The sequence below is a fragment of the Oceaniferula flava genome, assembly GCF_016811075.1.
Lineage (GTDB): Bacteria > Verrucomicrobiota > Verrucomicrobiia > Verrucomicrobiales > Akkermansiaceae > Oceaniferula > Oceaniferula flava.
Map to the genome: position 1 here is coordinate 108,389 of NZ_JAFBGL010000004.1, position 26,390 is coordinate 134,778.

Consider the following 26,390-nt stretch of genomic DNA (forward strand, 5'->3'; position numbering starts at 1 on the left):
CATGCACCCGCTGATCTCCATCGTCATCACCCTGACCTGCCTCAGCGCCATCTTGGCGGGCTCGGCCTGGGCGGTGTCGCGGGAAATCATCTCCGGCGAGCTGGCTCGGAAGTCGGTGCATGTGGGCATGGGGCTGCTGTGTTTGAGCTTTCCTTGGTTGTTTGATTCGGTGCTGGCGGTTCAGGCACTGGCCGCGGTCGCGGTGCTTTCGCTGCTGGTGGTGAGGATTTCCAAACTTCGCCAATCCGTCGGCTCGGCTCTGTTCTCGGTGGAGCGTTTATCCGTCGGCGAGTTGCTGTTTCCCATCGCGGTGGCGTGGTTGTTCACCCTCGGGTGGGATCGACCGGTGCTGTATGCCATTTCTTTGCTGCTGCTCACTCTCGCCGACACCGCAGGGGCTCTGGCTGGCAGCAAGTATGGCAAGAAATTCTATCGAACCATCGCCGCGACCAAGAGCCTTGAGGGATCGCTGGCCTTTTTCGTCACCGCCTTCATCTGCACGGCGCTGCCGCTGTTCTGCTTCACTGATCTAACATGGGGGCTGATTGTCTTTCTATCACTCACCGTCGCGCTCTTCACCATGGCGGTGGAAGGGGCGTCGGGGCACGGACTGGATAACCTGCTCATCCCCATTGGAGCGTTTCTCTTGCTGGACTACTACGGCGAGCTGGGTGGTCACGAATTGTTCCTCCGCGCGGCGGCTCTGGTCATTTTGTTAGCCTTGTTATTGTTCACACACAGGCAGCACACCTTCGACGGCGGTGCGCTGCTGACGGCGCTGTTGTTTGGCTTTGCCGCCTTCACGCTCGGTGGCCTCCCCTGTTTACTGGCAGCCTTCCTCGTCTTTGTTAGACACCTCGTCGCCCAACGCTGCATGCCGGAGCACGGCAGGGTGATCCACTCGCAGGTCACCATCATCGCAGTGGCGATTCCTTCCTTATTCTGGCTGACCCTAGCGCGTGGTGATGTCATCCCCCAAGCGAGCGGCCAGGCCGGCTTTATCATCACCCAGGCCCTCACCATCGCGATGCTGCATAGTGTGACACAGAAACATCTGGGAAAACCATCCGCCTCACTCTTCGTCTGCCTCCTGCTCTCCCTCGTGGTGCTCAGCTCGGCACTGTGGCTCGCCATCCCACCGCTCCATTTCGCTGTCGCCCTAGCGCTCAGTCCGCTGTTGGCCTGGGTGCATTTTCAGTGGAAAAACGAACATGTCACCACCGCGACACACGCCTGCAAGCTGGGCATTCTGGCCTCGGTTTTCTCCCCCATCGCGATGCTCCCAATTTTGTTATGAAACTCATCACGCCCACTGACCATCAGCTCAACGACCACCACCGCGACCTCTTCCAGCAAGGCGCGGGGGTCATTGCCACGGACGGCGACCTCAGCGCCGGACTGTGGTTCGATCATACCCCGGAATACCAGGGGAGAAAAATCGGCACGATCGGTGGCTGCGAGATCAACGAGGCGGCGGCTGGTTTCCTGAGCGACTGCGCCGACTACTTACATCGCGAACATCAGTGCCAGACGGTGGTCGGTCCGATGAATGGCAATACCTGGCAGCAGCATCGGCTGGTGCTCGATAGTAACGGTCGCGATCCCTTTTTCATGGAACCGATCGAGCCTGCTCACTTTCTGGAAACCTTCCGCGCCGCCGGCTTTGAGGAGCTTTCCAGCTATTCCTCGTCCTCGGTCGACCTCACTGCCACAGCACGCGACTTTGCCTCGTTGGAAAAGCGGCTGCAAGCTGCCTCCGTGACGATTCGTCCGATCGATCCGGCGAAATTCGAGAGCGATCTCGGTGCGATCTTTGACCTCAGCCTGATCAGCTTTGCTAACAACTTTCTTTACACTCCTCTGAAGAAATCCAGCTTCGTGGGCAAATACATGTCGGCGCAGGATCACATCGATCCGGATCTGGTGCTCCTCGTCGAGCGCGATGATGACTTGGTCGGTTTTGTATTCTGCATGCCGGATCTGTTCGCGGTTAAACAAGGAAAGCCGCCGGCGATCATCGTGAAAACTCTGGCGGTGCTGCCGGAGAGAAACCTTTCGGGGCTGGGAAGCTTGTTAGTTTTTAAAGCTCAGGCCATCGCGAAAAGCAAAGGCTACACCGAAGCCATCCATGCGCTGCAATACCAGAGCAACAGCTCGCGGCGTATCAGCGATCGCTTCGATGCCAAGATCTTCAGACAATACGCCCTGATGGCAAAAACCTTCACGCAGATATCATGAACCTTGTGAACCATCTCGCCGAGCGGGCGCAGCGACATCCCGACCGACTGGCACTGATCGATGCCGATCGGTCGATGAGCTACGCCGACCTTTACCGTCACGTCTGCGGAGCGTCGCAGCAGCTGCGGGGTGATGGTCTGGGCGAGGGCGATACCGTGCTCATCCTGCAGCCCGTCGGCATCCCACTTTACATCAGCCTGCTCGGAGCCTTCCACGCCGGGCTGACGGTGATGTTTATCGATCCTTCGGCGGGGAAAGCCATTATGCGTAATAGTCTCTCGCTACATCAGCCGTCTGCCTTCATCGGGGTGGGAAAAGCACACCTGCTGCGACTGACGACACCTGAACTCCGGCGTATTTCCCACCCGTATCATAGCAGTGGATGGGTGCCGTTCAGCCGCAAGTGGTCGCCACAGGCTGTTGATGTCTTTGACCCAGTCGAGAGCGCTGCCGACGCACCGGCCTTGATTACCTTCACCAGCGGTAGCACGGGCATGCCGAAGGCGGCGTGTCGGAGTCATGGGTTCTTGTTAGCCCAGCATCAGGCGCTGGCGGAGTCGTTGCACTATCAAGAAGGGCAAGTGGATCTGGTCACCCTGCCGGTGTTCACCCTGGCGAACCTTGCCTCGGGTTTGACCTCGGTGCTGGCGGACACCGATTTGCGCTTTCCGGCGCTCGCCAATTCGACAGCCGTTGCCGCCCAGTGCAAACGTCACCAGGTGACTCGCTGCGCGGCCTCGCCGGCATTTTTTGCCAAGCTATTTCGCGACCAGCAGCTCCCGGAATTCACCTCGATTTACACCGGAGGCGCTCCCGTGTTTCCCGACTTACTCGATCGAATTCAAGCCGCCCGACCCGAGATGGATGTCGTCACGGTATTTGGATCGACCGAAGCGGAACCGATCGCCCACATCGCGTGGAAAGAGGTTTCGGAAAGCGATCACCAGAAGATGTTAGCCGGACAAGGTTTGTTAGTGGGAAAACCGGTTCAAGCGACCCAACTGCGAATCGTCACCGACCAATCGGGGCAAAGCAACACAGTGGATTTCGATGCTCAGGAACTGCCCGTGGGCGCGATCGGCGAGATCCTTGTCACGGGTGATCATGTGCTGAAGGGTTACCTCCATGGCAAGGGAAACGAAGAGAGCAAGGTGTCCATTGACGGTGAAATTTGGCACCGCACTGGCGACGCCGCCTGGCAAGATGAGACCGGTAGAGTCTGGCTAGTAGGACGCTGTGGCGCAGCCATTGCCAGGGATGGCCAACCGCCGCTCTACCCCTTTGGCATCGAGTGCGCAGCGATGAGTCACCCTTCGGTGCAGCGCTGTGCTTTGTTAAAACATCGCGACCAGATCACCCTGTTTTACGAGGGTCAGCTTAGCGAGGATGACAGGTCTGAGCTATTCGACACACTGAGTCTGCTCGGCGTGGAAGCGATCGAAAACATGGATCACATCCCCGTGGATAAGCGACACAATGCCAAGATCGATTACCCGGCACTCAGAGCCACGATCAAAGATCGATGATGCTCACCTGTTGCCGTATTGCTTGTAGCCGTAGGATTCGTAAATGTGGCCCTTGCCTTGCATGCGGAGGTCGCCTGATGCGGTGAGCTCTTGCATCAGCTGCGTTTTCAATCGCACGAGTGTCTCAGCATATTCAGGGTTCTCGGCGAGGTTGTGCATCTGATGCGGATCAGTGCTAAGCTGATAGAGCTCGTCCTGCGGGCGCTTGCCGAAGCTGAGCTGATAGAACTGTTTCCCTTGGGGATCGTTTCGATGTTTCAAAATCTCATTCTTGGTCGGACCGTCATCACAGTCGCCCCAGTTCGATCGATGTTCGGCTTTCGGCGCTCCGGCTGGCCAGCGGTCTGGGAAAAAATTATGGATGTAGAGGAAGTCCACGGTGCGGATCGCCCGGCAGGCTGCCGCGAGTTGACCCGTCTCCTGACAGGGCGTGTGTCTTTCTTTCCCGAAGATCACCGAGCCACGGGAGCTATCTAACCAGCCTTGTTGCTCGGACTTGAGAAGCGGCAGCAGGCTGTGCCCGCTCATGCTGTCCGGTCGTTTCAGCCCAGCAAGGTCCAGGAAAGTTGGCGCGAGATCGACGAAGCTGACGAAGTCCTTGATGGTCCGACCGTGCTTCAATTGATCGCCCCACATCATCGCCAGTGGCACACGGGTGCCGGCATCGTAGAGGTTGCTTTTTCCACGAGGAAATGGCCAACCGTGATCGCCAGTCATCACCACCAGGGTATTGCTCAGCTCACCCATTGCTTCGAGCTTTTCTAACAATTCACCAACTTCGCGATCGAATCGCTGCACTTCGAAATAGTAGTCGCAGATGTCACTGCGGACTGTTTCGGTATCAGGATAATACGGTGGCACTTGCACCTCCTCCAGCTTCATGCCGCTGGCCACACCCGAACCTTTTTTGTAGCTGCGGTGAGGATCGGAGCTGCCAAACCAAAAACAGAACGCTTGGCCGGCTGGCCGCTTTTTGAAAAATTCATCCACGCTCCTCACCTTGTCGCCAGCCACTGGCGATGGCAGGTCGCGACCCGGGCCGAATGCTTTGCGATACGATCCCACGTAGTAGCCTGCTTGCTCCAACATCCGTGGATAGGTGTCGATCCCCTCGGGAAACTGGCTCCACAAGTTCGCCCCCGGGCCGAGTCGCCAGTGGTATTGCCCGGTGAGTGCCGCATTTCTCGACGGCGTGCAGGAGGGTGAGGCCACAAAGGCGTGCTCGAACAGCACGCCCTGCTCCGCGATGCGGTTGAACGTGGGTGTCTTGACCACCTTGTCGCCGTAGACCGAGGCGTGAGGCCAGCCCCAGTCGTCAGCGATGCAGAATACGATATTCGGTGGCTTAGTCTCCGCAGCAAGACTGGCGGCAGAGAACATCAGAACGAGCCAACAAGACATCCATTGGGTGAGGGAATGCATCTAGATCCATACCGCCGAAGATGGCCGATTATTTCACGGCCCAACCACCACCTGGGCAGGAAATGCGTAATTGGGGTCGCCGCGCTGCGCCAAATTCTTGAGCATGGTGTTGCGGCTTCGTGGAAGCTTTCCTTTGAAAACTTGCTTACCGTTGAGCATGATGGTGACCACTTGATCGAGGTCTACCAGTTGATCGTTCAAGTTGACGATGATCTTGGAAGACTGCAGGGCTTTGCGTATCGATACGCCCCCTTTTTCCTTCGGCGGAATCACCTCCTCGGCGGTGATGGTGATGAGGTTCTTGGTCTTGTCCGCGCTGGCGGTGATGGCGAACTCACCTAACTCGGGAGTCTGGGTGAGGCCGAGCCAGTAGAAGCTATCGCGATAGACCTTGGCTTTCTCGTGACAGCGCCAGACGATTTTTTTCGGGTAGGGCTGACGGGTATGTTGGGCGAGCCAGGCGGGGGAATGTTGGTAATCGATCCCATGGCCACGCCCCTTTTGAATCGCCAGCTGATTGACGTAGCCTTGCGAGTCGGCGGCCTTGTGGGCATCGATCGCAGCGTGCAATTTCTTTGCCAGCTTGATCCGCTTATACATGGTGTCGTTCTCACCAATGTCCGAGCGGAATGGCAGGTTACGCAGGTTTTCGGTCACCGTCATCATGCCTCCGGCCATCGATCCGGCGGCGGCAAATTGGTCCGCCATGAAAGGTGCCAAGTGGCAGGTGCCGTAACCACCTTGGGAGATGCCCATGATGTATATTTTGTTAGGGTCGACATCATTGAACAACACCGCATCGCGGATCACGCGGGTGAAGATGTCGATATTATGTTTGTGCCACCAGCGGCCTAAACGGTCGTCGGCCATGCGCGGGATGAAGTAGAGTCCTGCAGGCTGATAGACCCCACGCGTCAGACGCATCTGGGCCTGCCATTCGCGACTGTTCACGCTCCAGCCGTGAGCTGTGTCCACCTTGTGCTGGCCGCCCCCGTGCAAACAAATGAACATCGGCCAACCGGTGGCCGGCTTTTCGCCCTTGGCCATGAAAACGTAGGGCATGACATGGCCATCCGCCTTCAGCTGGCCTCCTTTCAGCTCGAGTTTTTCCCCCTTGGCGGCCAATTGCTCCAAGGTTTTCGGAACCGGCAGCAGGTGCTTGTCCCAGCCGGCCCGTTTCGCCGAGGCGCTGTAAGCTTGCCACAGATCCGCTTGCACGGCCTCGACCTCCGCGGCGCTGAGCGCTGGGGCGTCCGCTGGGAGGGTGGTGGTCTTACCCGCGAGGGAAGCATCCAGCCACGCTGGCACGCTCGCTTGGGGGGCTGGTTCGGCTTGAACGACGGCCATGCACAGAAGGCTGCAGGCGCTGATGAGTGAGAAAGATTGGATCATAACTGCTGTGGATGCCATCCGTAGCGACACCGGCGGAGAGACTTGTCTCGCTACATCATGCCCTCGGTGGCAAAGGAATGATAACCGACCGCCCGATCGTCACTCGGCCGACCAACAATCAGGTGATCGACAAAGCGGATCCGCATCAACTGCGCAGCTTCGGTAACCCGACGCGTCAGCGCGATGTCGGCCCGACTCGGTGAGGGGTCGCCCGACGGGTGATTGTGCACCAGCACAAAGGCGGGCGACTGATTGAGCAGCACATGGTGCATGATATCACGCGGCTCACAGAGTGCTGTATCGGTGTTGCCCTTGCTCAGTTCAATGGTGCGCACGCCGCGCAGCTTGGTGTCTAACAACACAATCAAAACATGCTCTTTCCGCTCGTGCGCCAATCGGGGAGCTACCGCCTCGTAGATAGCATCCGCGCTGTTCATCGGTGCGCGGCGCATCTTTTCATTGGCCGAGCGGGCACCGAGTTCAAAAGCGGCCAGCAGTTGCGCCGCCTTGGCAGGCCCCAGTCCGTGTTCTTTCGACAGCTCCTTGACACTCAGGCCGCCGAGATCGGTCAGGCTGCCGTGTTTCTTCAGCAGCTGCCGTCCCAGCTCGATCGCGCTGGTGCCCTTGACTCCGACTCGGAGAAAGATCGCCAGCAGCTCGGCATCACTGATCGAAGCCGCCCCCAGCCTCGCCAAGCGTTCACGCGGGCGTTCATTTTCTGGCAGGTCGGGGATTTTGGCCATCGTTCAGTCCTTGGTTAGTCCGGCACGTAGATCATGGCGGAGGCAAGAGCGGCGATGCCTTCGTGGCGACCCACAAAACCCATGGTCTCGTTAGTGGTCGCCTTGATGCCAATCTGGCCGGTGGTCACCCCCAGGGCTGCAGCAATTTTTTCCTTCATCGCCTCGGCATGGGGCAGCACCTTGGGTGCCTCGGCAATCATCGAGGAATCGACGTTCTGGATCACCGCCCCGCGCTCATCGGCGAGCTCGCGGCACTTCTCCAAGATTTTCAGCGAGGAAATCCCCTCGATGCTGTCATCGGTGGGTGGGAAATAATGACCGATGTCCGGCAGCCCCATGGCGCCTAACAAGGAGTCGGCAATGGCGTGGCTGAGCACGTCGGCATCCGAGTGACCGGCGAGGCCGTGGCTGTGTTCAATTTCCACACCACCCAGAATGAGCGGTCGGTTTTCTGCGAATTGGTGGACGTCATATCCTATGCCTGTGCGATACATGATGAGTTGAAATGATTGAGGTGCTCGGCAGCCACGGTTTCGTGACCATAAAAAAAGCTGCCGGATTGTCTCCGACAGCTTTGATAAATTTCAGTGAACTTGCAATGCAAGATTACTCGGCAGACGCCTTGTTGCTCTCTTTCTTAGGTGGTGCGGGGACTTCCACAGGTGGAGTCACAGCACTGGCAGCCGGACCGCGAGGTGCTGCTGGAGCCGCTGGAGCTTCTTGGATTTCGACAAGCTCAAGTTCGAAGATCAGCGTGCTGTTAGCACCGATCTTGGGACCGGCAGCGCGTGCACCGTAAGCGAGCTCGGAAGGAATAAAGAGCTTCCACTTGGCGCCGACTGGCATGGTGGTGAGTGCTTCTTTGAAACCGGGGATCACCTGCAGGGTCATTGGGTAAGGCTGACCTTCAGGAGACTTGTCGAACTCGGTGCCGTCGATGAGTGTGCCGCGATAGTTCACCAGGAACTTGGTGGCGGTGTCTTGGGCGTTGGCTGCACCTTGGTAGGTTTTCTCGCTGCCTTTGTTAATCACTTCATACTGGAGGCCACTGGCGGTGGTGGTGACACCTTCGCGCTTTTTGTTTTCCTCGAGGAATTTCTTGCCTGCTGCGAGGTTGGCCTCGGCTTTTTTCGCTTCGCGACCTTCCACGATTTGCTGCAGCTGAGTCATGGCAGCGCGGATTTTTGCTTCGTCGTAGCTTGGCTCGTCACCTTTGAGGCCAGCGAGAAAACCTTTGATCACTCCGTCGTTATCAACATCAGCTTCAGAAAGACCGGAACCGCCAAGACGTTGGCCGTGCTGGTATCCAAGGATGTAAGAGCTGATTGCTTTCACCTCAGCTTCAGGGAGAGTAGGAGCCGGGGCGGCTGGTGGTGTGGCTGGAGCACCGGCCTGGGCACTGAGAGAACTGATGCCAATGAGGCTGGACAGTCCTACCACTCCGAGAACGGAGACGATGTTTTTGTTTTTCATATCTTGGTATTTACTGGGTAATTCGCGGGCAAACTAGGGGTGAAATATGCCCCTGTCGAGCGGTTTATCAGGATTCTAGGATCTCCCGAGCATTGCATCTGCCGCTGGCAATGCTAGCATCCGCGCCACTATGCCCCACGTTTTACTCGTCGAAGATGAGACATCCATCGCCGATACTTTGATCTACGCCTTGGAAACCGAACACTTCCGCGTGACCCACTGTAGCACCGCCGGAGCCGCTCTCGACGTGTTGCAAAACGATCCCCCGGAGTTCGCCGTCCTCGACGTCGGACTGCCGGACATGTCAGGATTCGATCTCTGCATGGAAATCCGCAAACACTCCAGCCTGCCAGTGCTATTCCTCACCGCCAGAGACTCGGAGATCGATCGTATTCTCGGGCTGGAGCTTGGCGGGGACGATTACGTCACCAAGCCATTCAGCCCGCGGGAGGTGGTCGCCCGGGTGCGCGCCATCATGCGCCGTTCCTCCGCGGCGGTGACATCAGACCACGGGGCCGACCGCGACAAGCCGGCCACTGCCCCCGCAGGAAAACTGGTCCACGACTCGGATGCCATGATGATTTACTGCCACGGCGGCCAACTCAACCTGACTGCGCACGAATACAAACTGCTCGTCGCGCTGATGTCCCAGCCGGGGAGGATTTTCAGTCGAGAACAGCTGCTGAACAAAGCTTGGGAGGACCCCGGCTCGGCCATGGACCGCACCGTCGACGCCCATATCAAATCGCTGCGTGCGAAGCTGCGGGCACTGACACCGAATGGGGACGACCCGATTGAAACCCGCCGTGGGCTCGGCTACACCCTTGCGCCTGACTCCATCTAACACCCGGAACCATGCGTCTAACACGAGTCACCCTCTTCCTGCTGGTGCTGATCATCGGCTTTGGTTTTTATCGCTTGGCAGTCTATTTGTTAGACGACGTCGACGCCCAGACCTTTCAAGCCACCGAAGAAGTGATGGTGGACACCGCCCACGTGATGGCTGGCATGGTGGAACAAACCATCGCAGACAGCGACAGCCCACTGGATGCGGAAACGTTGCGCAGAGCCTTCGAGCACGCGCAGCGTCATTCCATCGAGGCTAAGATTTACAATCATACGAAAACCGAGCTCGGCCTGAATGTTTACCTCACCGATGCCAACGGAAAGGTCATTTTCGACTCCGATCGCAGCAGGCGTGTCGGTCAGGATTTACTCGAATACAACGATGTCCGACGCACTCTGAGCGGGCAGTATGGCGCGCGCTCCTCGAGGGAAGATGAAAACGACCCCAACAGCTCCGTTCTCTTTGTGGCCTCCCCCATCCACGCTGGGGAAGAAATCGTCGGTGTGCTCACAGTCTACAAAGCGCAGGCTGACGTGCGCACCTTTATTTCCGGACGGAGAAAGGATATCCTCACAGCCACCCTGTTCATCGGCGGTGGGATCACGCTGTTAGTCGTAGCCGTTTTCGTCTGGGTGTTTCAACCGCTGGGAAAACTCACCAACTACGCGCAGGCGATCAGTCGGGGCGAACGCCGACCACTTCCCAAGCTCGGCAAAGGCCGCGAGGTGAACACCTTGGGCAATGCCCTGCACGACATGCGCGAAACTCTGGAGGGGCGGGAGTATGTGAAAAACTACATCAGCACACTGACTCATGAGCTAAAAAGTCCGCTGGCAGCGATCGGCGGAGCATCTGAGTTGTTAGAAGAAGACATGCCCGCTGAAAAACGGCAACGCTTCCTCGAGAACATCCGGCGCGAAACCGTCCGCTGTGAGAACTTGGTGCGCGATCTGGTGCAGCTTTCTGAGCTCGAAGGGCAATCTTATCTACAGCACCACCGCCCGTTCAACCTCGCCGAACTGTGCCGGGAAATTGCGGACGAAGCTGGACCGCGAATGGCAGTCAAACAACTCACACTCAAATCCGAGCTCGACGACAGCCTCCAGCTCATCGGCGACAGCATGGTGATCAAGCTGGCCATCAAGAACTTGTTAGAAAATGCAATCGGCTTTTCCCCGGAAGGTGGAAGCGTGCTCCTGAAGCTCGGTCGGGAGCATGAATATGCCGTCCTGAGTATCGAGGACGAGGGGCCTGGAGCGCCGGATTACGCGCTGGAGCGGGCGTTCGAGCACTTCTACTCCCTGCCCCGCCCAGGCACCGAACGCAAAGGCACCGGACTGGGACTGCCCCTGGTCGCCGAGGCAGCGAAACTGCACGACGGCTGCGCACAGCTTGCCAACAAAGCCGGTGGCAGCGGCTGCGTAGCCAGCTTGAAGCTCCCTCTGTCGCGTCCGTGACTACAATTGGTCGGCAACCAGATCGATCGGTTTCGGCCCCCAAGTTTTAACATCGCCTCGCGTTAGAATCACCGATTTCCCAAAGTCTTTCACAAAGAGGTCGCGAACCAATTTCTGAACGGCAGCACGATCTGAAAAGGCGATGTTCAGCTCCTCATTGATTCTGAAACTCAGGGCATCGAAGTTGGCGGATCCGACGCAGGCCCAGTCGTCCACCACCACCGCCTTGACGTGGGTAAAGGGCTGATACATGTAAACTTTCACCCCTGCCTCGACGAGGTTTTTGGCCACGGTTTGGTTTTTCGACTTCAACAGTTTGGAATCGTTGTCCTCCGGAAAGACCATCCTAACATCGACACCGCGACGGCGGGCGGCGATCAGTTCGCGCTCGAGTTCCCGCGAGGTGAAGTAAGAGTTTTGCAAATAGACCCGTTTGCGGCTCATCCGAATGGCGGTGAGGATGGAGCGTTCGATATCGCGCCGACTCGCTGAGGTTTTCAACACCCGGATATCGATTTCCCCGGGCTGCTTTTCTTTTCGATACGCTTTTTTATAGTAGAAGGGGATCGACCAATCGCCCCAGACGCCTTGCAAGCGCCACGCGCGGTTGAAATCGTTCTGCAAGGCTTTCACCACAGGTCCAGTGACCTTGATCATCATGTCGTGCCACTCGTAGCGATACTCTCTGCCGATGTTCATGCCGCCGAGATAAGCTAATTTTTCATCGATGGTAATCAGTTTACTATGATCTGCCACGAGCCATGGGTTGAGCGATTTGCGCACCTGGATGCGGCTGTCTTGCTTCAAATACTTCACCATGTCCGACTGGAAATCTGCAGGTTTCAGATCTCCTGTGGCGGGCGCGGCCGACCATGCAGCGATCGACCCCATCTCATCTAACAAAATTCGACACCGCACCTTCTCCGCCTTTCTTTTCAGCACGTCAGCGAAGTCGACAGCGACGTCATCGTTATCGAAGATGAACACACGGGTATCGATACGGCGTTCGGCATCTTCGATCTCAGTCAGCACGTCACCGAAGAAGTCCTCGCCATCGATGAGATACTCCACCGTTCCTGGCACAGGAGCAGGCATGCCGATTCGGTCGAGAGCATCATCGATCGAGTGGGCGTAGCGGTAGACCGGGTCGAGATCGGGAATCAGGCTCAGCAAGGGATCGGCAATGATTTCCCCTCTGGCGCGGGTCATGGAAAACCCCTTGTGGGTGCTGGTGAACGGGTTTCGATAGATCGACACCGCACTACCGCGGATGATCACCCGGTCGATGATCTTGGCAGGCAGAGCCACGGTTTTCGCTCCTGGGTTCTCATGCCAAAAATTGGCCTCAGGAAAACTGCATGCCGGCAGCAGGGAACAGAGCATCAGCAGGATCAAAGGGCACTTCATGTCCTGACTCTAGGGCAAAGAGCTCTTGAATAAAAGCTCCACCTGATCGGCGACGGATTTCACATAAAATTCACAGAGCATTCATCATGGATTCACCGCCGCGGTGCAGCATTCCAATATCACGATAACCCAAGCCAACCATGATTAAGCACCTCAACCTTCTACTCATCCTTTGCCTGCTACCGATGGCAAGCCGGGCGGACGATGTCCGCGCACCGTATTTTGCCCTCAACTCCTCGGAAAGCTCGCTGGACACACTGCCGCTGAAGGCCAGCAAAGCGAAAGTATCGATTTCCGGCACCATCGCCCAGGTCGAAATCCGCCAGACCTATGCCAACACCGGGGCAGTTCCCATCGAGGCGACTTATGTCTTTCCCGGCTCCACCCGCAGTGCGATGCACGGCATGGAAATGAAGATCGGGGAAAAAGTCATCGTGGCCGAAATCAAGGAACGCGAAAAGGCGCGACGTGCCTATGAGCTCGCCAAGGTGGAAAAGAAAACGGCATCATTGTTAGAACAGCAGCGGCCGAATGTCTTCCAGATGCAGGTGGCCAACATCCTCCCCGGCGATGAGGTGGAGGTGCTGCTGCGCTACAGCGAGCACATTCAAGCAACCGACGGCCGTTATGCCTTTGTCATGCCCACGGTGGTCGGTCCGCGCTACAGCCATGGCAGCAGCGCCGGTTGTTCCTCGAACCAATGGGTAGCCAATCCCTATCTGGAACAAGGCAAAAACACCGCCACCGACTTCGAATTCACCTTGGACCTGAGGGCGGGGCTTCCTCTGAAGCAAGTCACCTGCACGAGTCACCGCAGCGAGGTCCAATACCTGGGAAAACAGCATGCCAGCCTGGTGATCAACTCGGAGCAAGATCCCAGCTGCATGAACCGCGACATCATCGTCCGCTATCGCCTGGCCGACGACCAAATCTCCAGCGGCGTGCTCCTGCATCAGGGACAGGGCGAGGGCGATGAGAACTTTTTCCTCGTCGATATCGAACCTCCCGCGCGGGTCAAGCCGGAGCACATCACAGCACGTGACTACCTGTTCGTGCTCGATATTTCCGGCTCGATGAATGGTTTCCCATTGCAAACCGCCCAAAAGCTTTTCAACCAACTCGCCAGCCAACTCAAGGCCGAGGACTCCTTCAATGTGCTACTTTTTGCAGGCGGCAGCGACACCCTATCCGACACGCCCTTGGCCGCAACCCAAGCGAACATCCGCCGGGCGAACCGCTACTTTTCCGCCCACAGCAGAAGATCCTCCGGGGGCACCAAGCTGGTGCGTGCACTGCAGCGTGCGGTGAACATGCCGACCGACGTGGAAAAATCTCGATCGATCGTGGTGGTCACCGACGGCTATGTGGACTTCGAAACGGACGCCTTCGATCTCATCCGCGACCATCGCGGGTCGGCGAACGTGTTCTGCTTCGGCATCGGCTCCGCGGTGAACCGACACATTGTCGAAGGCATCGCCCATGTCGGCGGCGGTGAGGCATTTGTCGTCACCAGCCCATCGGAAGCGGCCGCCACGGCGCAACGCTTCAAAACCTACCTCGAGGCACCCGTGCTGACTCAGGTGAAGCTTGAGGCACGTGGTTTTGACGCCCGTGAGATCCAGCCCAAAAACCTGCCCGACGTTTTCGCCAATCGGCCGATCACCATCTGCGGCAAGTGGCAGGGTCCTGCCATCGGAGAATTGGTCATCAGCGGTATCCGCGGAGGCGGTGAGCGCTACGAGCAAGTTATCTCCATCGATCAAAGCGCAGCCGAAGGCCGACACAATCCGGCGCTGCGCAGCCTCTGGGCTCGTGAGCGCGTGCGCGAACTGAGCGAATACACCAAACTCAAAGGTGACGAAGATCGGAAACGTGAAGCCGTCCAGGAAGTCACCAATCTCGGTCTCACCTACTCGCTACTGACACCCTACACCTCCTTTGTTGCGATCGACGATACCCCGCGCCCCATCGATGATCCCGCCACGGCGGTGCAACAAGCCAGCCCACTCCCCAAAGGAGTCTTAAGCAAGGCCGTGGTCTCGAGCCACTCCGCCCCGCTGGTCAAGGGTGGCAGCGTGCCGGAGCCTGGATCGGCCACCTTGCTGCTGCTCAGCCTGTGCACCCTGCTGATGATGCGCGTCCGCCGTTGCCAAGCCTGAATCGATCAATCTAACCGACGCTTTTCTTGTGTGTGAAACCCGCCTGAAAAAGGCTCTGTCAGTCGCTGCGACGACCATCGGTCTCAGTGCCGCCTTCTGGCCACTGATCCTCTGGTATCTCCGGCGGCTGACAGATGGCGGTGACGAGCCACTTGGCTTGGCGGTGTTAGGCCTTCTGGCACTCGTCATTTTCAAAGACCGGCATCTTCCGCGCCGACCGCACCTCGTGGCTGCGGCCGTCTGTTTCCTCCTCTATCTGATCAGCGGCTTCTACCTGCCGCCGATGCTGCGCTCGTTGCCGGCCATTGCCTGTCTCATGTTCTACTTTGGCTATCAGAACCGGCCCTCATGCTTGGCGCTGATGCTGCTCTCGCTGCCCCTGGTAGCCAGTTTACAATTCTATCTCGGCTACCCGATGCGGCTCTTCTCTGCCGAGGTGTCACGCTGGCTCGTGCTCCCCTTTGTGCAGGAAATCACGCGTGAGGGAACGAACCTCACCGCCTTTGGCAAGGTGGTCGGCGTGGACCCTCCCTGCAGTGGCGTTAGGATCCTGTGGATGGGGCTGGTGGTGACCAATGTCATCGCCTCACTGAAACGTATGCCGTGGCATAGCACAGTGCTCTTCAATCTTCTCGCCATGGTTCTGCTATTGCTCACGAACAGCCTGAGAGCCGCTCTCCTGTTCGCCCCCGAATGCGGTTTTCTCGAGATCTCCGACACCCTGCATGCCGCCACCGGGTTACTCTGTTATCTGGGAGCAGTGATCATCCTCATCAAGGTCGCCTCATGGCAATCTGCGGTATCGCGCACTCGCTTGGTTTCCTGATATGCATCGTTCAATCATCATCTTTTTGTTAGGTTTGAGCTGTGGCTTTTGGCAGTGGCTGCAACCGCCGGTGGCCAGTCGGCATGCTCCAACTCCCCAACAACACCTTACCGCCCCATGGCCGGAACACTTCGAGGAGCAACCGCTGGTGCCGATTCCCCTGACGGCCGCCGAGCGTGCTTTTTCCAAGGATTTCCCCGGCAGCATCGCCAGCTTTCGCTGCGGAGATCAACAGGTGATCCTGCGACAAGTCACACGCGCCACCCGCAAACTGCACCCCTCTGCCGATTGCTTACGCGCCTCCGGACATCGACTCGAATCGGTCAAACTCCACCGCGACGTGCATGGTCGTCACTGGGCAGGCTGTCATGCCCGCCGAGGCACTGAACGTTATTTCATTCGCGAGCGCATCATCGCGATGGAAAATCCTGATGAGGAATGGACCGATGTTTCCTCCTGGTTCTGGCATGCACAGATGGCTCCGGATACGGGCCCCTGGATGGCAATCACCTTGATTCGCCGGGAGCCCTAATCGGTCTCCATCACGTATTCTAACAACATACTCTGCAGCATGAGGTAAAACCGGTTACGGAAGTGCGCGCTGCGCAGCTCCGGGGCGGCGTCTTCAATCGCGTCTTCTGTGGCATCCAACTGATAGCGGGCTTCCAGTGCCAGGCGGGCTTGATTGATCGCCCCATACCACATCTCGGCCTGCTTGGGCTTGATGAACACCACGGGCTCATCATGTTCTCGGGCGTGTTCGATCGTTTTTTCGACCAACTTGCACTGACTGTTGAAGCTCGATGCCAGATCCGGCACCACGAACTCCTCCCAATCGCTGTCCTCATCCATCAGCCCTGCCAACGACTCCGCCAAATGCGCAGGCCGCCCGACGTCTTGGGTGATTTGCTCCAACACCACCCAATCGGTTTCCGAAGATGGCTCGATGGCCAAGCCTCCTTCCAGTGTGGGCATGATATTCATCCTGATTTCTCCATGGTGGTTTGAAGCTGCCAGCCATGAAGCTGCTGCACGTAAAACTCAGCCTTTTCCTTGGCTCCCGACCACACAATCGATCGGCCCACAGTGTGCACTTCCATCATCAGAGTTTCCGCTTTGGTCTGCGTATAACCAAAGACTTTTTTGAAGACCATGGTGACGTAAGCTTGTAGATTCACGGGATCATCTAACACAACCACATTCCATGGCACATCCTTCTGAGTCTTAGGTTTGGGTTTTTTCTTGATCGCAGGGATTGGCATAGGGCGCTGGGTTGAAGCTTATAAACACTTGTTTTGCAAATGTTTATATCACAGAATCTCACGAAACGCGAGACCTAGCGACACTAACACATCCGAGGCTGTGAGTGATGGTTGGGACTGGTCGCCATGACTAATCGCCAGCTCTGCAGCTCTCCCACAGAGCCACGCTCCTGCCCGAGCAGCATCCATGGGGGCGATCCCCTGCCCAGCCAAGCCAGCAATCACGCCGGTGAGGACATCACCTTGCCCTCCTGAGGCCATTCCCGAGTGACCACTGGCATTCACTTGGAGCGGCTGTCCGTCCTGTGCCACCAAGCTGTGAGTGCCCTTGAGCAACAAGGTGGTGGAAGGAAACTGCTGGGTAAAGGCGGAGACTACCGACTCACGGCTAACATCGCGACTATCTGGAAACAGCCGCCGCATCTCACCAGGGTGAGGAGTTAGAATCATATTTCCCCTCACATGTGTGCTCACACCATCAGCCGCTATGCGGTTCAAAGCATCTGCATCCACAACCATCGTGCGTGAAAAATCCTCGATCAGTCGAAAAAATTCCTCGTCTGACCACGCCGAACCCATCCCCGGTCCGATGGCCAAGACATCGAGGTCTTGTTCCATGACAGCAGTCAGAGATGTCACAGGTTTGACCATCACTTCGGGAGGCAGCATCGGCACCAAGAGCGAGTAGATATTTTCCTCTACAAACAAGGTCACCAGCCCGGCGCCCGACCGTAATACCCCAGTGGCACAGAGCACAGCTGCTCCCAACATCCCTCTGGAACCGGCAACGATTCCCACCCTGCCAGCGTTACCTTTGTGGAACTCGTGAGGGCGGCGTAGTGGCAGGGAGCGCAGGGAGAAGCGATCGCTCAAGCTCGGCGATCCGTCATCAGGTGCAGGAAGTTCATCCACTGGGATGGTTTCCATCGATCCGGTGTGACTGGCCGAACTGGACTGCAAGAGGCCACTTTTCGCAACGCCGATCGTCAAAGTCAGATCCGCGATCACGGCTCCGTCATAAACTTCACCGCTATCACCATTCACTCCCGAGGGGATGTCCATGGCGATCACATCAGCCGAGCAGCTTATTCGAAGGTCGTTCATCCAGGCGGCGGCGCTGGCCAAAGGTTCGCGCAATGCACCGCTGGCACCAATCCCTAACAAGCCATCCAAGACAATGACTTTCCCCCGGCCTGGTCGTGACATAATCGCCTCAGGGCTGGGCATGTCACCGAGTGCTCGCCATTTTTTCCATGGAAGCTCAGCGAGTTTGGCGCTGGCCACGGTTGGCTTCACCGCGATGTTCCAGCCAGCTTGTGCCAGGTGTTTCAACGCCACCAGAGCGTCGCCTCCATTGTTGCCGCTGCCGATGCAAGCAATGGCAACTCCGGGTCGTGGATAGCGGCGTAAAATCTCGCGGGCAATTCCTGCACCGGCCTGATCCATCAAGCCTTCCGGCGTAGCACCTTGGGCAAAAGCCCGGTGCTCGAGATCCCGCATTGCTTGACAACTTAAACTCCCCATCACGCTCTTAGCCAAGCATGGTTTAGTCTCTGCGACACGCCTATTTTTTGCACTTCACTGCCCCAGCGACTATGCATCAGCTATCGCGGCGAGCTTATGGTTCAGCGCGATTGAGGTATGCAGCGTCTGCATCTGGGCAATCAGATGCGCGTGCTCCTTGCAGATTTTTGTGCAAATTGGATCCGTGCCTGCGTGGTTACTAATGTAGCGTCCGATTTCTGAAAAATGTTGGGTCATCTCGGCTTCGAGCAATCCGACTTCAGCGGTTAACTTGGACTTGTCACGATTGGCTTTACCGATGTTTTGATACGCTCCAGACGCTTCCTCACGGTGACGTTTGCGGTCGGTTTCGATTTGGGTTTCCAGCTCACTGATTTTCGCCTCAAGTTCAGAGATCTGCACGCCGACTTCCTCCCGTCCTTTTTTCAGTTTATCAAAACTGGCCTTATACTCACTAAGCTTGGCGCGCTCCTCGCGGATCACTTCCTGATGATCGCTGCCACCCTCGTCCTCCTCTCCGGTCAGCACCATCACCTTCGTGCGTGATGCCTCAAAGTTACGTTTCACCAGTTGAGCACGGCTGACGATTTTATCACGCTTCGCATTCAATTGCTCCAGCTCTCTGACCAGCTCATCGCGTTCGGTCTCGATCACCTGGCAGACTTCGTTCGAGTGGTTGAGTATCGAATTTCGCTCGTCGTGCGACTGCTGTAAAATTGCATCCGCTTCTTCGATGGCTTTTTCCAACTTCCCCACGGACATCTGCAACTTGCGCAAATTCCAGTATTCCGAGTTAAGCGCCTCGATCCCCTCGGTCTGCTCCCAAGTGTCCTCACCGAGGATTTCCTCAGCTTGGCGGAGCAGGTGCATCTCATCGGCAGCCTCGGAGAGTCTCCGGTTTTTCCGGTGAATACCGAAGGCTGCAGCGATGCGAGCAAGGATGTAGCGTGAGCTATTCATAATGAATGATTACGATTAGCCCCGCACAAATGGTTTTGCGGAGGCTATTTCTTAGCCACCTGCTTCTGGAGGCTTTTAACGACGTTAGCGTCCTCCAAGGTGGTGGTGTTTCCTGTGACTTTCCCTGTGGCGACCAGTTCTTTCAGCAGGCGCCGCATAATCTTCCCGGATCTTGTTTTTGGCAAGACCGGAGTGAAATAGACATCGTCCGGTTTGGCGATGGCTCCAATGACCTTACCCACATGATTACGCACTTCCTTGAGTAGTTCGTCAGTGCCTTCAATGCCGCTCTTGAGAGTGACAAAAGCACAGACCGCCTGACCTTTGATCTCGTGAGGCCGCCCCACCACTGCCGCCTCAGCCACAGCATCATGAGAAACCAGCGCACTCTCCACCTCCGCGGTGCCGAGACGGTGACCGGAAACGTTGAGCACGTCATCGAGACGACCGACAATCCAGAAGTTCCCCTTGCGATCGCGGCGTGCGCCATCGCCGGCAGTGTACATCCCCGGGTAATCGCTCCAGTAGGTGTCGCGGTAGCGTTTTTTATCTTTGTAAATGGTGCGCAGCATTCCGGGCCATGGCTTGCGGATGACAAGTCGGCCGCCCTCGTTGGCTTTGCACTCGTTGCCTTCCTCATCGAGGATGGCAGCATCGATACCGAAGAACGGTTGGGTCGCGGTGCCGGGCTTGATCGGGGTGCAACCCGGCAGAGGGGAAATCATGATGGCTCCGGTCTCGGTCTGCCACCAGGTATCGACGATCGGGCAGCGCCCACCGCCGATTTTATTGTAATACCACATCCAAGCTTCCGGATTGATCGGCTCGCCGACGGTTCCCAACAGTCGGAGTGAGGAAAGGTCATGTTTGTCCACTAGCTCATCCCCCGCCTTGATGAAGGCACGGATGGCGGTGGGGGCGGTGTAGAAAATTGTGACGCTGTATTCCTCGACAATCTGCCAGAAGCGGGAGAAATCCGGATAGTTCGGCGCGCCTTCATACATCACCTGGGTGACGCCGTTCAGCATCGGTCCATAAGTGATGTACGAGTGCCCGGTGATCCAGCCGACATCGGCGGTGCACCAGTAGACGTCATCGTCTTTCATATCGAAGATGTATTTGCAGGTGGCGTAGGTGTTCACCATGTAGCCCCCGGTGGTGTGCAGGATCCCCTTGGGTTTCCCGGTGGAGCCGGAGGTGTAGAGAATGAAAAGCGGGTGCTCGCTATCGAAGGACTTCGCCTTGTGGGTGGCAGCTACTTTGGCGGTTTCCTCATGCCACCAGACATCGCGCCCCTTGGTCATCTTCACCTTGTTCTCGGTGCGCTTGAGCACGATGACTTTTTCGACCGACTTGTCCTTTTTCAGCGCTTCATCGATGTTGGCTTTGAGATCCACCACACCACCGCGGCGCCAGCCACCGTCGGCAGTGATCACCACCTTGGCTTCGGAGTCGTCGAGACGGTCTTTGATCGACTCCGCGGAGAATCCACCGAAGACAATCGAGTGCACCGCACCGATGCGGGCGCAGGCGAGCATCGCCACCGTGGCTTCCACCACCATCGGCATGTAGATCAGCACACGGTCCTTCGACTTGACGCCATTAGATTCTAACACATTGGCAAAGCGGCAGACCTCGCGCTGTAGTTGCTTGTAGGTGAGAGTGCGTTTGTCACCGGGCTCACCTTCCCAGATAATCGCAGCTTTATTGCCCCTGCCTTCGGTCACATGGCGATCGACACAGTTGACGCAGACGTTGGTTCTGCCACCGACAAACCACTTTGCGTAAGGAGCCTTCCACTCGAGCACCTTGCCCCACTTCTTATCCCAGTGCAGCTCTCTGGCCTCACGTGCCCAAAAGAGGTCGGGCCGTTCCACCGATTCTTTGTGCATGCGCTTGTATTGCGCCATACTGGAGACGCGTGCTTGTTTGGAAAACTCTTTGGAAGGTTTGAATTCGCGATCTTCGCTGAGATGACTTTCGATATTTTTACTCATGGCTAAACAGATGATCTAAAAGGTGAATATGATTCATAACAACTAACCACAAGGTCAGCTGGGGACAACACTCCTTTTGGAAAATGTCACATCACGAGTAGGCTGACACGTTATCTCCACCCCACGAGAACACACAAGAACCTCACTGACAGAATGAGTTAGGATTACTGTCTCGGATTACTCTTCTCTATTGAACTGTTAGTGATTGAGGCATGAAAGCGCACTTCTTTTTGTTTCTAACACTCCATTTTCACGAAATGCCAAAATCCTCTCAAGGCACAGTCAGAAAAGGCTGTGCTCCCGTGATTGCGGCTGACTTCACTCGCATGAAAAGGAACTGATAATTTCTGAACTCCACCAGCTGTGGCCTGTGTCCTTACTCTGAGACCCTGCCATTCGCCACATTCGGGAATGGAGGGTGCCGCCACCGCCGAGTTTTTTGCCAGCTACTTCTTAACGGTCACCTTTTTCATCGCCTCGAGAACCTCGTTGATCTCGGGAATATGACCGTAACTAAGCTGAAGTTTTTCAACGGCGGAAACCACACGTTTCGGTGGTTTATGCCCCATTTCAGAACCGGCATCTTCACCTAGCGGAGCGTAGTATTTTCCGGAGAATTTATCGATGGCCAGTAAGGCTTCGTGGTAGAGGACATTGTCTTTGTCTTCCGCGAGCTCTTTGATCAACTGCTCCAGTGCCCGGCCATTGCTGCCTTCCGGCTGATAAATTTCCTGGAACACGATGGCATTGGAATACGCGCGCTTGGGATTGTCTTGCTTGAGCGTGGCGAGCCACTCGAGGGTGCTGATTTCAAAGTCCTTGGCTTCCTCCTGGTGATCTTTCTTAGCATCACCGAGATACTTGCAGTGCATCCAGAACATGCCATCGCCGCGATGATCGGCCGGGGCGCGGTTATGGCTGAGCTTGGTCATCCGGTGAAATCCATCTTTCTTATAGCGCTCAGCGGCGTCTGCGGTGAGGTAGCGGTTGTAATCATAACCGCCACCGAGAGCGTAAACGACGGTGGTGCGCACCTTCACACTCTCAAGTGCGTAGCTGGTGTTCGGCAAGATCCCGTATGCCGCCATCGTCTCGGAGTTCAAAAAAGCCACAGCCCCACCGCCTGAGTTCCCCGTGTAGTGGATCCGCTCGTCGTCCACCGGCAGCGTGGCCATGATGTGTTCTAGCGCCAGTTTGCAGCTGGCTTTGCTTTTTTCATACCCTGCTTTGTTACAAGATTCCACAGAGATTGCGACCACCCAGCCAAAGAGCTCGGCATACTCGGTAAGTTCCTGAATCCACTTGCCATTGCCATTGATCGAATTGGTGTAGAACAGCAGCGGGGCCTTGCGACCCTGCTTGAGGCTCTTCGGCAGATAAACATAGTAGCTGGAGTTTGTGCCGGCCTGCACAGGTCCCGTGATTTCACCCACCGGGTGGGGCAGCCCCTCCGCAGCTTTGGCGCCACTACCGTCTGCCAGTGCGGGCTCGTCCGAAATTTCAAAATGCTTTTTCAGTCGCTCTTGGTCGGCGGCAACAAATTTCGCAAGCGGCACGCGAACGACTTTGCCGTCCTCTTTTTCCAAATGCACCGTGCCTTCGTCCACCTGCGTGGCCTTTGCCTGAACTTTGTGACCCGACGTGGCTTGCCAGGTTCTCAGTTCGGTCGGTTCAGCCGCGATGGCGAAACTGATCTGCAGCAGAAGACAGCAAAAGCTAACAAACATTTTCATGCCTGTTAGTTAGACAAAATGGAAGCCCCCATCCAATTCTTATCTCAGGCTTGATCCTTCGATTTTGTGCCGATTCTTTAGTGGATCGACCATGGATTGAGCGCCCACTCCTTCCAGTAGCCGGGCAGTCATCCGGCTAGGGGCGAGAACTTTAATCGGCCGAGCCACGGCCATGACGCCACTAACGGCGACCGCGAGGCTTGCGCTTTTGGCTGGTGCCGCGGCCGGTTTTTTTCGGAGCCCGCTTGGTGTTTTGGAAATTTTTGGTGCCCTTTTTCTTCATAGGCGTCCGGCGTTGCAGGCCTTTGGCTCCACGCGGGCTGGACTTGCGGGCCGGTTCGTCGCCAGATTGACCTCCATCGTCACTGACGCGAGGCTGGCGTTGACGTGGGTTCTGTTGCAGGGCTTGGATTTCCTCGGCATCGAGCGTGCGCCACTGGCCGGTTTCCAATCCTCCGCCGGTGAGGGTGCCGATGCGGATGCGGACGAGCTTGGTCACCTTGATGTGCACGGCATCAAACATGATGCGGATCTGGCGCTTGAGGCCGGTTTCCAAAACCACTCGGAGACGGCGCGGGGAGATACGCTTGATCGACTTCGCGGCGGCACGACCTTCGACCGTGTGCACGCCTTTAATGAGCTTATCGATGATCTCGTTATCAAAAGCTTGGTTGACCGTGACGAGGTATTCTTTCTCCACCTTCTGGCTAGGGTGGGTGAGCTTCAAGGCGAGGTCGCCATCGTTGGTGAGGACGAGCATGCCCTCGGATTCCTTATCGAGTCGGCCCACATTCTTCAAGTGATGCAGCTGCGGTGGCAGGGCGGCGTAGATCGTCTCGCGACCCAGCTCATCGCTGGCGGAGCTGACGAGGCCACGGGGTTTGTTGAAAAGGATGACCTCGGTGCTCTTTGGGGTGACGGTTTTCTTACCGACCCGCACCACATCGTCCGGCCCGACGCGCAGGGCGGGGTTATCGACGCGGGAGTTATTGATGAAGACGTCGCCTTCCTTGATGATGGTATCGCATGCCCGGCGGGAGCCGACGCCGCAAGAGGCGAGGTATTTATTCAGTCGAGTGCCAGTGGTGTTATCGGACATGGTGGTGTTTTTTAGGTTTTAAGATTTAAAATTCAAATACCAAGTGCTTGCAGAATGAAACACGTGGCGATGAAAAAACCCGCCCGGATGTGGTGGTCCAAGGGCGGGTTTGAAAAGATGGATTTGAGCCGTGGCTTACGCCTCTGGCTTGGTTTTAGGAAGGCCGATTGGGCTCTTACCTTTTTTCCATTGGCCGCGTTCCTTGAGGAGCTTAATGCGTTCGAAACGCTTAAGAACCGAACGCTTGCCGCCGGCTCCACCGGATACTTTGAGAGATGCGTGTTTAGACATAATTCGTTAGTGTATAAGGTTGGATATTGGCTGGGATTAGCGTTTGGAGAACTGGAACTTCTTACGTGCACCAGGCTGACCGTATTTCTTACGCTCTTTCTGGCGGGGGTCACGACGCATCAGGCCGACTTCCTTGAGGGCGGGACGAAGTTCTTCGTCGTGCTCGCAGAGGGCGCGGGAGATGCCGAGGCGGATGGCTCCAACTTGACCGGAAATGCCGCCACCTTTGGCCACGACTTTGACGTCAAATTTCTTGAGGAGATTGGATTTTTCGAATGGTTCGAGCACTGAGTTCTGGAGAGTCAGGGTAGGAACGTATTCTTCGAAAGGTTTGTTGTTGATCGTGATCTCGCCGGTTCCGGCGGTGACCCAGACGCGGGCGACGGATGTCTTGCGACGACCAGTGGCGCAGTATGTAGTTGCTTCGCTCATGAGAATGTAAAATTTAAAGTGTTAGGTAAGTGGATAATTAGGCGACTTCAACAACTTCAGGCTGCTGGGCCTCGTGTTTGTGATCGGAGCCGACGACGACTTTGAGCTTCTTGTAGATGGCATCACCCAGTTTGTTGTGGGGAACCATGCCGCGGACGGCGCGCTCGAGGAGGAGTTCCGGACGACGCTCACGGACCTTGCGAGGGGTCTCGATTTTCTGGTTACCGACGTAACCGGTGTAGCGTGTGTAGATCTTATCGTGCTCCTTGGTGCCGCTGAGGACAACTTTTTCAGCGTTGATGATGATGACGTAGTCACCGGTGTCAACGTGAGGAGTGAAGATGGTTTTGTTTTTACCACGGAGGAGGTTGGCGGCCTTGACGGCGACCTGACCGAGAATTTGGTTCTCGGCATCGATGACGTACCACTTGCGCTCGACGTCCTGTGCTTTAGCTGAAAAAGTTTTCATTGGCTTAGTTGTTTTTAGTATGAGTTGACCTGTTACAGTCGGCTTCCCAGGGAGAGCGCTCCATCACGGTTGACTCACCCACCTCAAATCGAGGGGCGCGCAAACTAGGAGGACACCCGTCACATGTCAATGCAAATCTAGGGGAGTTTTTTAAAATTCCCTCCGCAACCATCACAGCGAGAGGCTGCGGCTAGGATTTGACATCCAGCGCATCGGCCGACATGTTTTCTGCCGTGCATCCACCTGACGACCCCCACCTTGCAGCATCCGATCCGGAACCGTCACGCTCCGAATTCAAAGAACGGCTGTGGGCGATTATCTTCGAAGCAGAAACGCCGAGTGGCAAATTCTTCGATGTCGCGCTGCTCTGGGTGATTGGCATCAGCGTGTTGGCTGTGATGTTGGAGAGTGTGGAAAGCATCCACCGCCAATATCATCAGCCACTGCTCGTGGTGGAATGGATTTGCACCGTGGTCTTCACCGTGGAATACATTCTGCGGATCTGGCTGGTGCGGCGTCCGAGACGTTACATCTTCAGTTTCTATGGCATCGTCGACTTACTTTCCTGCCTCCCCAGCTACCTCGCGTTGATTTTCACCGGCGGCAGTCACTTCATCGTCATCCGCCTGCTCCGGCTTCTCAGAATGTTCCGGGTCTTGAAAATGGTGGGCCATGTCCGCGGGGCGAACACCATTCTCAGAGGCCTGGCGGCATCGCGAGCGAAGATCACGGTATTCTTTTTCTCCATGCTCATTTTTGCCATGCTGGCCGGCACCTTGATCTACATCGTGGAATCCGGAGAGCCCGGCACCGCCTTCACCAGCATCCCGGTGAGTATCTACTACGCGATCGTGTCCATCACTACCGTGGGATACGGTGACTTGGCAGCGCAGACGGTTTTGGGTCGACTCATCACCGCCCTGATGGTGCTCGCCGGTTATGCCATCATTGCGGTGCCGACAGGGATCGTTGCCAGTGACATGGTGCGCGAAGCCCTGCATCCGGATGAAAGCACTGATGCCTGCCCAGGCTGTGGCGCACACGGCCACCTCAACGATGCGGTTTACTGCCGAAAATGCGGTGAACTTTTAGATGACTGATTTTTGTTACATCTCCTCGGTATTTGTGATTAG

At 56.6% G+C, this 26,390-nt stretch carries 25 protein-coding genes; 9 read left to right on the top strand and 16 right to left on the bottom strand.

What is annotated here, in order from left to right:
- Position 1: 1 nt before the first annotated feature.
- Genes JO972_RS07535 through JO972_RS07545 form a run of 3 tightly spaced genes read left to right on the top strand, consistent with a single transcriptional unit; the run spans position 2 to position 3,764 of the window.
- Positions 2-1,297, top strand: coding sequence for a diacylglycerol/polyprenol kinase family protein (locus JO972_RS07535; RefSeq protein WP_309489415.1), 1,296 nt, complete (start codon positions 2-4; stop codon positions 1,295-1,297).
- Positions 1,294-2,238 (top strand): GNAT family N-acetyltransferase, encoded by a 945-nt coding sequence (locus JO972_RS07540; protein WP_309489416.1) that lies wholly within the window; start codon positions 1,294-1,296, stop codon positions 2,236-2,238. The genes JO972_RS07535 and JO972_RS07540 overlap by 4 nt, the downstream gene beginning before the upstream one ends.
- Positions 2,235-3,764: an AMP-binding protein gene (locus JO972_RS07545; protein WP_309489417.1), complete on the top strand. Its 1,530-nt coding sequence runs from the start codon at positions 2,235-2,237 to the stop codon at positions 3,762-3,764. The genes JO972_RS07540 and JO972_RS07545 overlap by 4 nt, the downstream gene beginning before the upstream one ends.
- A gap of 3 nt (positions 3,765-3,767) precedes the next feature.
- Here JO972_RS07545 and JO972_RS07550 read toward each other — a convergent pair whose 3' ends face one another.
- The 5 genes from JO972_RS07550 to JO972_RS07570 form a co-directional block, all read right to left on the bottom strand.
- Positions 3,768-5,165, bottom strand: a complete 1,398-nt coding sequence (locus JO972_RS07550; RefSeq protein ID WP_309489418.1) for a sulfatase family protein — start codon at positions 5,163-5,165, stop codon at positions 3,768-3,770.
- 54 nt (positions 5,166-5,219) lie between these two features.
- The gene (locus JO972_RS07555; RefSeq protein WP_309489419.1) at positions 5,220-6,578 is read right to left on the bottom strand and encodes a hypothetical protein; all 1,359 of its coding nucleotides are present in this window, start codon (positions 6,576-6,578) and stop codon (positions 5,220-5,222) included.
- 50 nt (positions 6,579-6,628) lie between these two features.
- The gene (radC, locus tag JO972_RS07560) at positions 6,629-7,321 is read right to left on the bottom strand and encodes a RadC family protein (protein WP_309489420.1); all 693 of its coding nucleotides are present in this window, start codon (positions 7,319-7,321) and stop codon (positions 6,629-6,631) included.
- Positions 7,322-7,335: 14 nt separating this feature from the next.
- Positions 7,336-7,815, bottom strand: a complete 480-nt coding sequence (gene ispF, locus JO972_RS07565; protein ID WP_309489421.1) for a 2-C-methyl-D-erythritol 2,4-cyclodiphosphate synthase — start codon at positions 7,813-7,815, stop codon at positions 7,336-7,338.
- Between the two features lie 112 nt (positions 7,816-7,927).
- Positions 7,928-8,794, bottom strand: a complete 867-nt coding sequence (locus JO972_RS07570; RefSeq protein WP_309489422.1) for an FKBP-type peptidyl-prolyl cis-trans isomerase N-terminal domain-containing protein — start codon at positions 8,792-8,794, stop codon at positions 7,928-7,930.
- Positions 8,795-8,924: 130 nt separating this feature from the next.
- On the opposite strand from JO972_RS07570, the gene creB reads away from it, so the two are divergent.
- Both creB and creC read left to right on the top strand, forming a co-directional pair.
- Positions 8,925-9,638, top strand: coding sequence for a two-component system response regulator CreB (gene creB, locus JO972_RS07575; protein WP_309489423.1), 714 nt, complete (start codon positions 8,925-8,927; stop codon positions 9,636-9,638).
- An 11-nt stretch (positions 9,639-9,649) separates the two neighbouring features.
- The gene (gene creC, locus JO972_RS07580; protein WP_309489424.1) at positions 9,650-11,098 is read left to right on the top strand and encodes a two-component system sensor histidine kinase CreC; all 1,449 of its coding nucleotides are present in this window, start codon (positions 9,650-9,652) and stop codon (positions 11,096-11,098) included.
- Here creC and JO972_RS07585 read toward each other — a convergent pair whose 3' ends face one another.
- On the bottom strand, positions 11,099-12,505 hold the full coding sequence (locus JO972_RS07585; protein WP_309489425.1) for a phospholipase D-like domain-containing protein: 1,407 nt from the start codon (positions 12,503-12,505) through the stop codon (positions 11,099-11,101).
- 140 nt (positions 12,506-12,645) lie between these two features.
- On the opposite strand from JO972_RS07585, the gene JO972_RS07590 reads away from it, so the two are divergent.
- The 3 genes from JO972_RS07590 to JO972_RS07600 are packed head-to-tail and all read left to right on the top strand — an operon-like array spanning position 12,646 to position 16,022.
- Positions 12,646-14,664 (top strand): VIT and vWA domain-containing protein, encoded by a 2,019-nt coding sequence (locus tag JO972_RS07590; protein WP_309489426.1) that lies wholly within the window; start codon positions 12,646-12,648, stop codon positions 14,662-14,664.
- 28 nt (positions 14,665-14,692) lie between these two features.
- Positions 14,693-15,490, top strand: a complete 798-nt coding sequence (locus tag JO972_RS07595; RefSeq protein WP_309489427.1) for an archaeosortase/exosortase family protein — start codon at positions 14,693-14,695, stop codon at positions 15,488-15,490.
- A gap of 1 nt (position 15,491) precedes the next feature.
- The gene (locus JO972_RS07600) at positions 15,492-16,022 is read left to right on the top strand and encodes a hypothetical protein (RefSeq protein ID WP_309489428.1); all 531 of its coding nucleotides are present in this window, start codon (positions 15,492-15,494) and stop codon (positions 16,020-16,022) included.
- On the opposite strand, the gene JO972_RS07605 is transcribed toward JO972_RS07600, so the two are convergent.
- The 10 genes from JO972_RS07605 to rplM form a co-directional block, all read right to left on the bottom strand.
- The gene (locus tag JO972_RS07605) at positions 16,019-16,465 is read right to left on the bottom strand and encodes a DUF2017 family protein (RefSeq protein ID WP_309489429.1); all 447 of its coding nucleotides are present in this window, start codon (positions 16,463-16,465) and stop codon (positions 16,019-16,021) included. The two genes, JO972_RS07600 and JO972_RS07605, sit on opposite strands and share 4 nt — an antisense overlap.
- 5 nt (positions 16,466-16,470) lie before the next feature.
- Positions 16,471-16,752 carry an ATP-dependent Clp protease adapter ClpS gene (clpS, locus tag JO972_RS07610; RefSeq protein ID WP_309489430.1) on the bottom strand — a complete coding sequence of 94 codons (282 nt, stop codon included), beginning with the start codon at positions 16,750-16,752 and terminating at the stop codon, positions 16,471-16,473.
- A 48-nt stretch (positions 16,753-16,800) separates the two neighbouring features.
- Positions 16,801-18,252: an NAD(P)H-hydrate dehydratase gene (locus JO972_RS07615; protein WP_309489431.1), complete on the bottom strand. Its 1,452-nt coding sequence runs from the start codon at positions 18,250-18,252 to the stop codon at positions 16,801-16,803.
- A 93-nt stretch (positions 18,253-18,345) separates the two neighbouring features.
- Positions 18,346-19,236, bottom strand: coding sequence for a hypothetical protein (locus tag JO972_RS07620; RefSeq protein ID WP_309489432.1), 891 nt, complete (start codon positions 19,234-19,236; stop codon positions 18,346-18,348).
- A 44-nt stretch (positions 19,237-19,280) separates the two neighbouring features.
- Positions 19,281-21,233, bottom strand: a complete 1,953-nt coding sequence (gene acs / locus JO972_RS07625) for an acetate--CoA ligase (RefSeq protein ID WP_309489433.1) — start codon at positions 21,231-21,233, stop codon at positions 19,281-19,283.
- A 446-nt stretch (positions 21,234-21,679) separates the two neighbouring features.
- Positions 21,680-22,966, bottom strand: a complete 1,287-nt coding sequence (locus tag JO972_RS07630) for an SHD1 domain-containing protein (RefSeq protein WP_309489434.1) — start codon at positions 22,964-22,966, stop codon at positions 21,680-21,682.
- A 181-nt stretch (positions 22,967-23,147) separates the two neighbouring features.
- The gene (locus JO972_RS07635; protein ID WP_309489435.1) at positions 23,148-24,065 is read right to left on the bottom strand and encodes a pseudouridine synthase; all 918 of its coding nucleotides are present in this window, start codon (positions 24,063-24,065) and stop codon (positions 23,148-23,150) included.
- 135 nt (positions 24,066-24,200) lie between these two features.
- Positions 24,201-24,356 (bottom strand): small basic protein, encoded by a 156-nt coding sequence (locus tag JO972_RS07640; RefSeq protein WP_309489436.1) that lies wholly within the window; start codon positions 24,354-24,356, stop codon positions 24,201-24,203.
- Between the two features lie 36 nt (positions 24,357-24,392).
- A complete protein-coding gene (gene rpsI / locus JO972_RS07645) occupies positions 24,393-24,788 on the bottom strand; it encodes a 30S ribosomal protein S9 (RefSeq protein ID WP_309489437.1) in 396 nt (131 codons plus the stop codon).
- Between the two features lie 37 nt (positions 24,789-24,825).
- Complete coding sequence (rplM, locus tag JO972_RS07650; protein WP_309489438.1) at positions 24,826-25,257, bottom strand: 50S ribosomal protein L13; 432 nt, start codon at positions 25,255-25,257, stop codon at positions 24,826-24,828.
- Between the two features lie 221 nt (positions 25,258-25,478).
- Between rplM and JO972_RS07655 the strand changes: the two genes are divergently transcribed.
- Positions 25,479-26,357: an ion transporter gene (locus JO972_RS07655; RefSeq protein ID WP_309489439.1), complete on the top strand. Its 879-nt coding sequence runs from the start codon at positions 25,479-25,481 to the stop codon at positions 26,355-26,357.
- The last annotated feature ends 33 nt before the right edge of the window (positions 26,358-26,390 follow it).

Excerpts from the sequence above, each read along its gene's own strand:
- JO972_RS07535 (WP_309489415.1), top strand. The coding sequence starts at position 2 with ATGCACCCGCTGATCTCCATCGTCATCACCCTGACCTGCCTCAGCGCC.
- JO972_RS07540 (WP_309489416.1), top strand. The coding sequence starts at position 1,294 with ATGAAACTCATCACGCCCACTGACCATCAGCTCAACGACCACCACCGC.
- JO972_RS07545 (WP_309489417.1), top strand. The coding sequence starts at position 2,235 with ATGAACCTTGTGAACCATCTCGCCGAGCGGGCGCAGCGACATCCCGAC.
- JO972_RS07550 (WP_309489418.1), bottom strand. The coding sequence starts at position 5,165 with ATGTCTTGTTGGCTCGTTCTGATGTTCTCTGCCGCCAGTCTTGCTGCG.
- JO972_RS07555 (WP_309489419.1), bottom strand. The coding sequence starts at position 6,578 with ATGATCCAATCTTTCTCACTCATCAGCGCCTGCAGCCTTCTGTGCATG.
- radC (WP_309489420.1), bottom strand. The coding sequence starts at position 7,321 with ATGGCCAAAATCCCCGACCTGCCAGAAAATGAACGCCCGCGTGAACGC.
- ispF (WP_309489421.1), bottom strand. The coding sequence starts at position 7,815 with ATGTATCGCACAGGCATAGGATATGACGTCCACCAATTCGCAGAAAAC.
- JO972_RS07570 (WP_309489422.1), bottom strand. The coding sequence starts at position 8,794 with ATGAAAAACAAAAACATCGTCTCCGTTCTCGGAGTGGTAGGACTGTCC.
- creB (WP_309489423.1), top strand. The coding sequence starts at position 8,925 with ATGCCCCACGTTTTACTCGTCGAAGATGAGACATCCATCGCCGATACT.
- creC (WP_309489424.1), top strand. The coding sequence starts at position 9,650 with ATGCGTCTAACACGAGTCACCCTCTTCCTGCTGGTGCTGATCATCGGC.
- JO972_RS07585 (WP_309489425.1), bottom strand. The coding sequence starts at position 12,505 with ATGAAGTGCCCTTTGATCCTGCTGATGCTCTGTTCCCTGCTGCCGGCA.
- JO972_RS07590 (WP_309489426.1), top strand. The coding sequence starts at position 12,646 with ATGATTAAGCACCTCAACCTTCTACTCATCCTTTGCCTGCTACCGATG.
- JO972_RS07600 (WP_309489428.1), top strand. The coding sequence starts at position 15,492 with ATGCATCGTTCAATCATCATCTTTTTGTTAGGTTTGAGCTGTGGCTTT.
- JO972_RS07605 (WP_309489429.1), bottom strand. The coding sequence starts at position 16,465 with ATGCCCACACTGGAAGGAGGCTTGGCCATCGAGCCATCTTCGGAAACC.
- clpS (WP_309489430.1), bottom strand. The coding sequence starts at position 16,752 with ATGCCAATCCCTGCGATCAAGAAAAAACCCAAACCTAAGACTCAGAAG.
- JO972_RS07615 (WP_309489431.1), bottom strand. The coding sequence starts at position 18,252 with ATGCGGGATCTCGAGCACCGGGCTTTTGCCCAAGGTGCTACGCCGGAA.
- JO972_RS07620 (WP_309489432.1), bottom strand. The coding sequence starts at position 19,236 with ATGAATAGCTCACGCTACATCCTTGCTCGCATCGCTGCAGCCTTCGGT.
- acs (WP_309489433.1), bottom strand. The coding sequence starts at position 21,233 with ATGAGTAAAAATATCGAAAGTCATCTCAGCGAAGATCGCGAATTCAAA.
- JO972_RS07630 (WP_309489434.1), bottom strand. The coding sequence starts at position 22,966 with ATGAAAATGTTTGTTAGCTTTTGCTGTCTTCTGCTGCAGATCAGTTTC.
- JO972_RS07635 (WP_309489435.1), bottom strand. The coding sequence starts at position 24,065 with ATGTCCGATAACACCACTGGCACTCGACTGAATAAATACCTCGCCTCT.
- JO972_RS07640 (WP_309489436.1), bottom strand. The coding sequence starts at position 24,356 with ATGTCTAAACACGCATCTCTCAAAGTATCCGGTGGAGCCGGCGGCAAG.
- rpsI (WP_309489437.1), bottom strand. The coding sequence starts at position 24,788 with ATGAGCGAAGCAACTACATACTGCGCCACTGGTCGTCGCAAGACATCC.
- rplM (WP_309489438.1), bottom strand. The coding sequence starts at position 25,257 with ATGAAAACTTTTTCAGCTAAAGCACAGGACGTCGAGCGCAAGTGGTAC.
- JO972_RS07655 (WP_309489439.1), top strand. The coding sequence starts at position 25,479 with ATGTTTTCTGCCGTGCATCCACCTGACGACCCCCACCTTGCAGCATCC.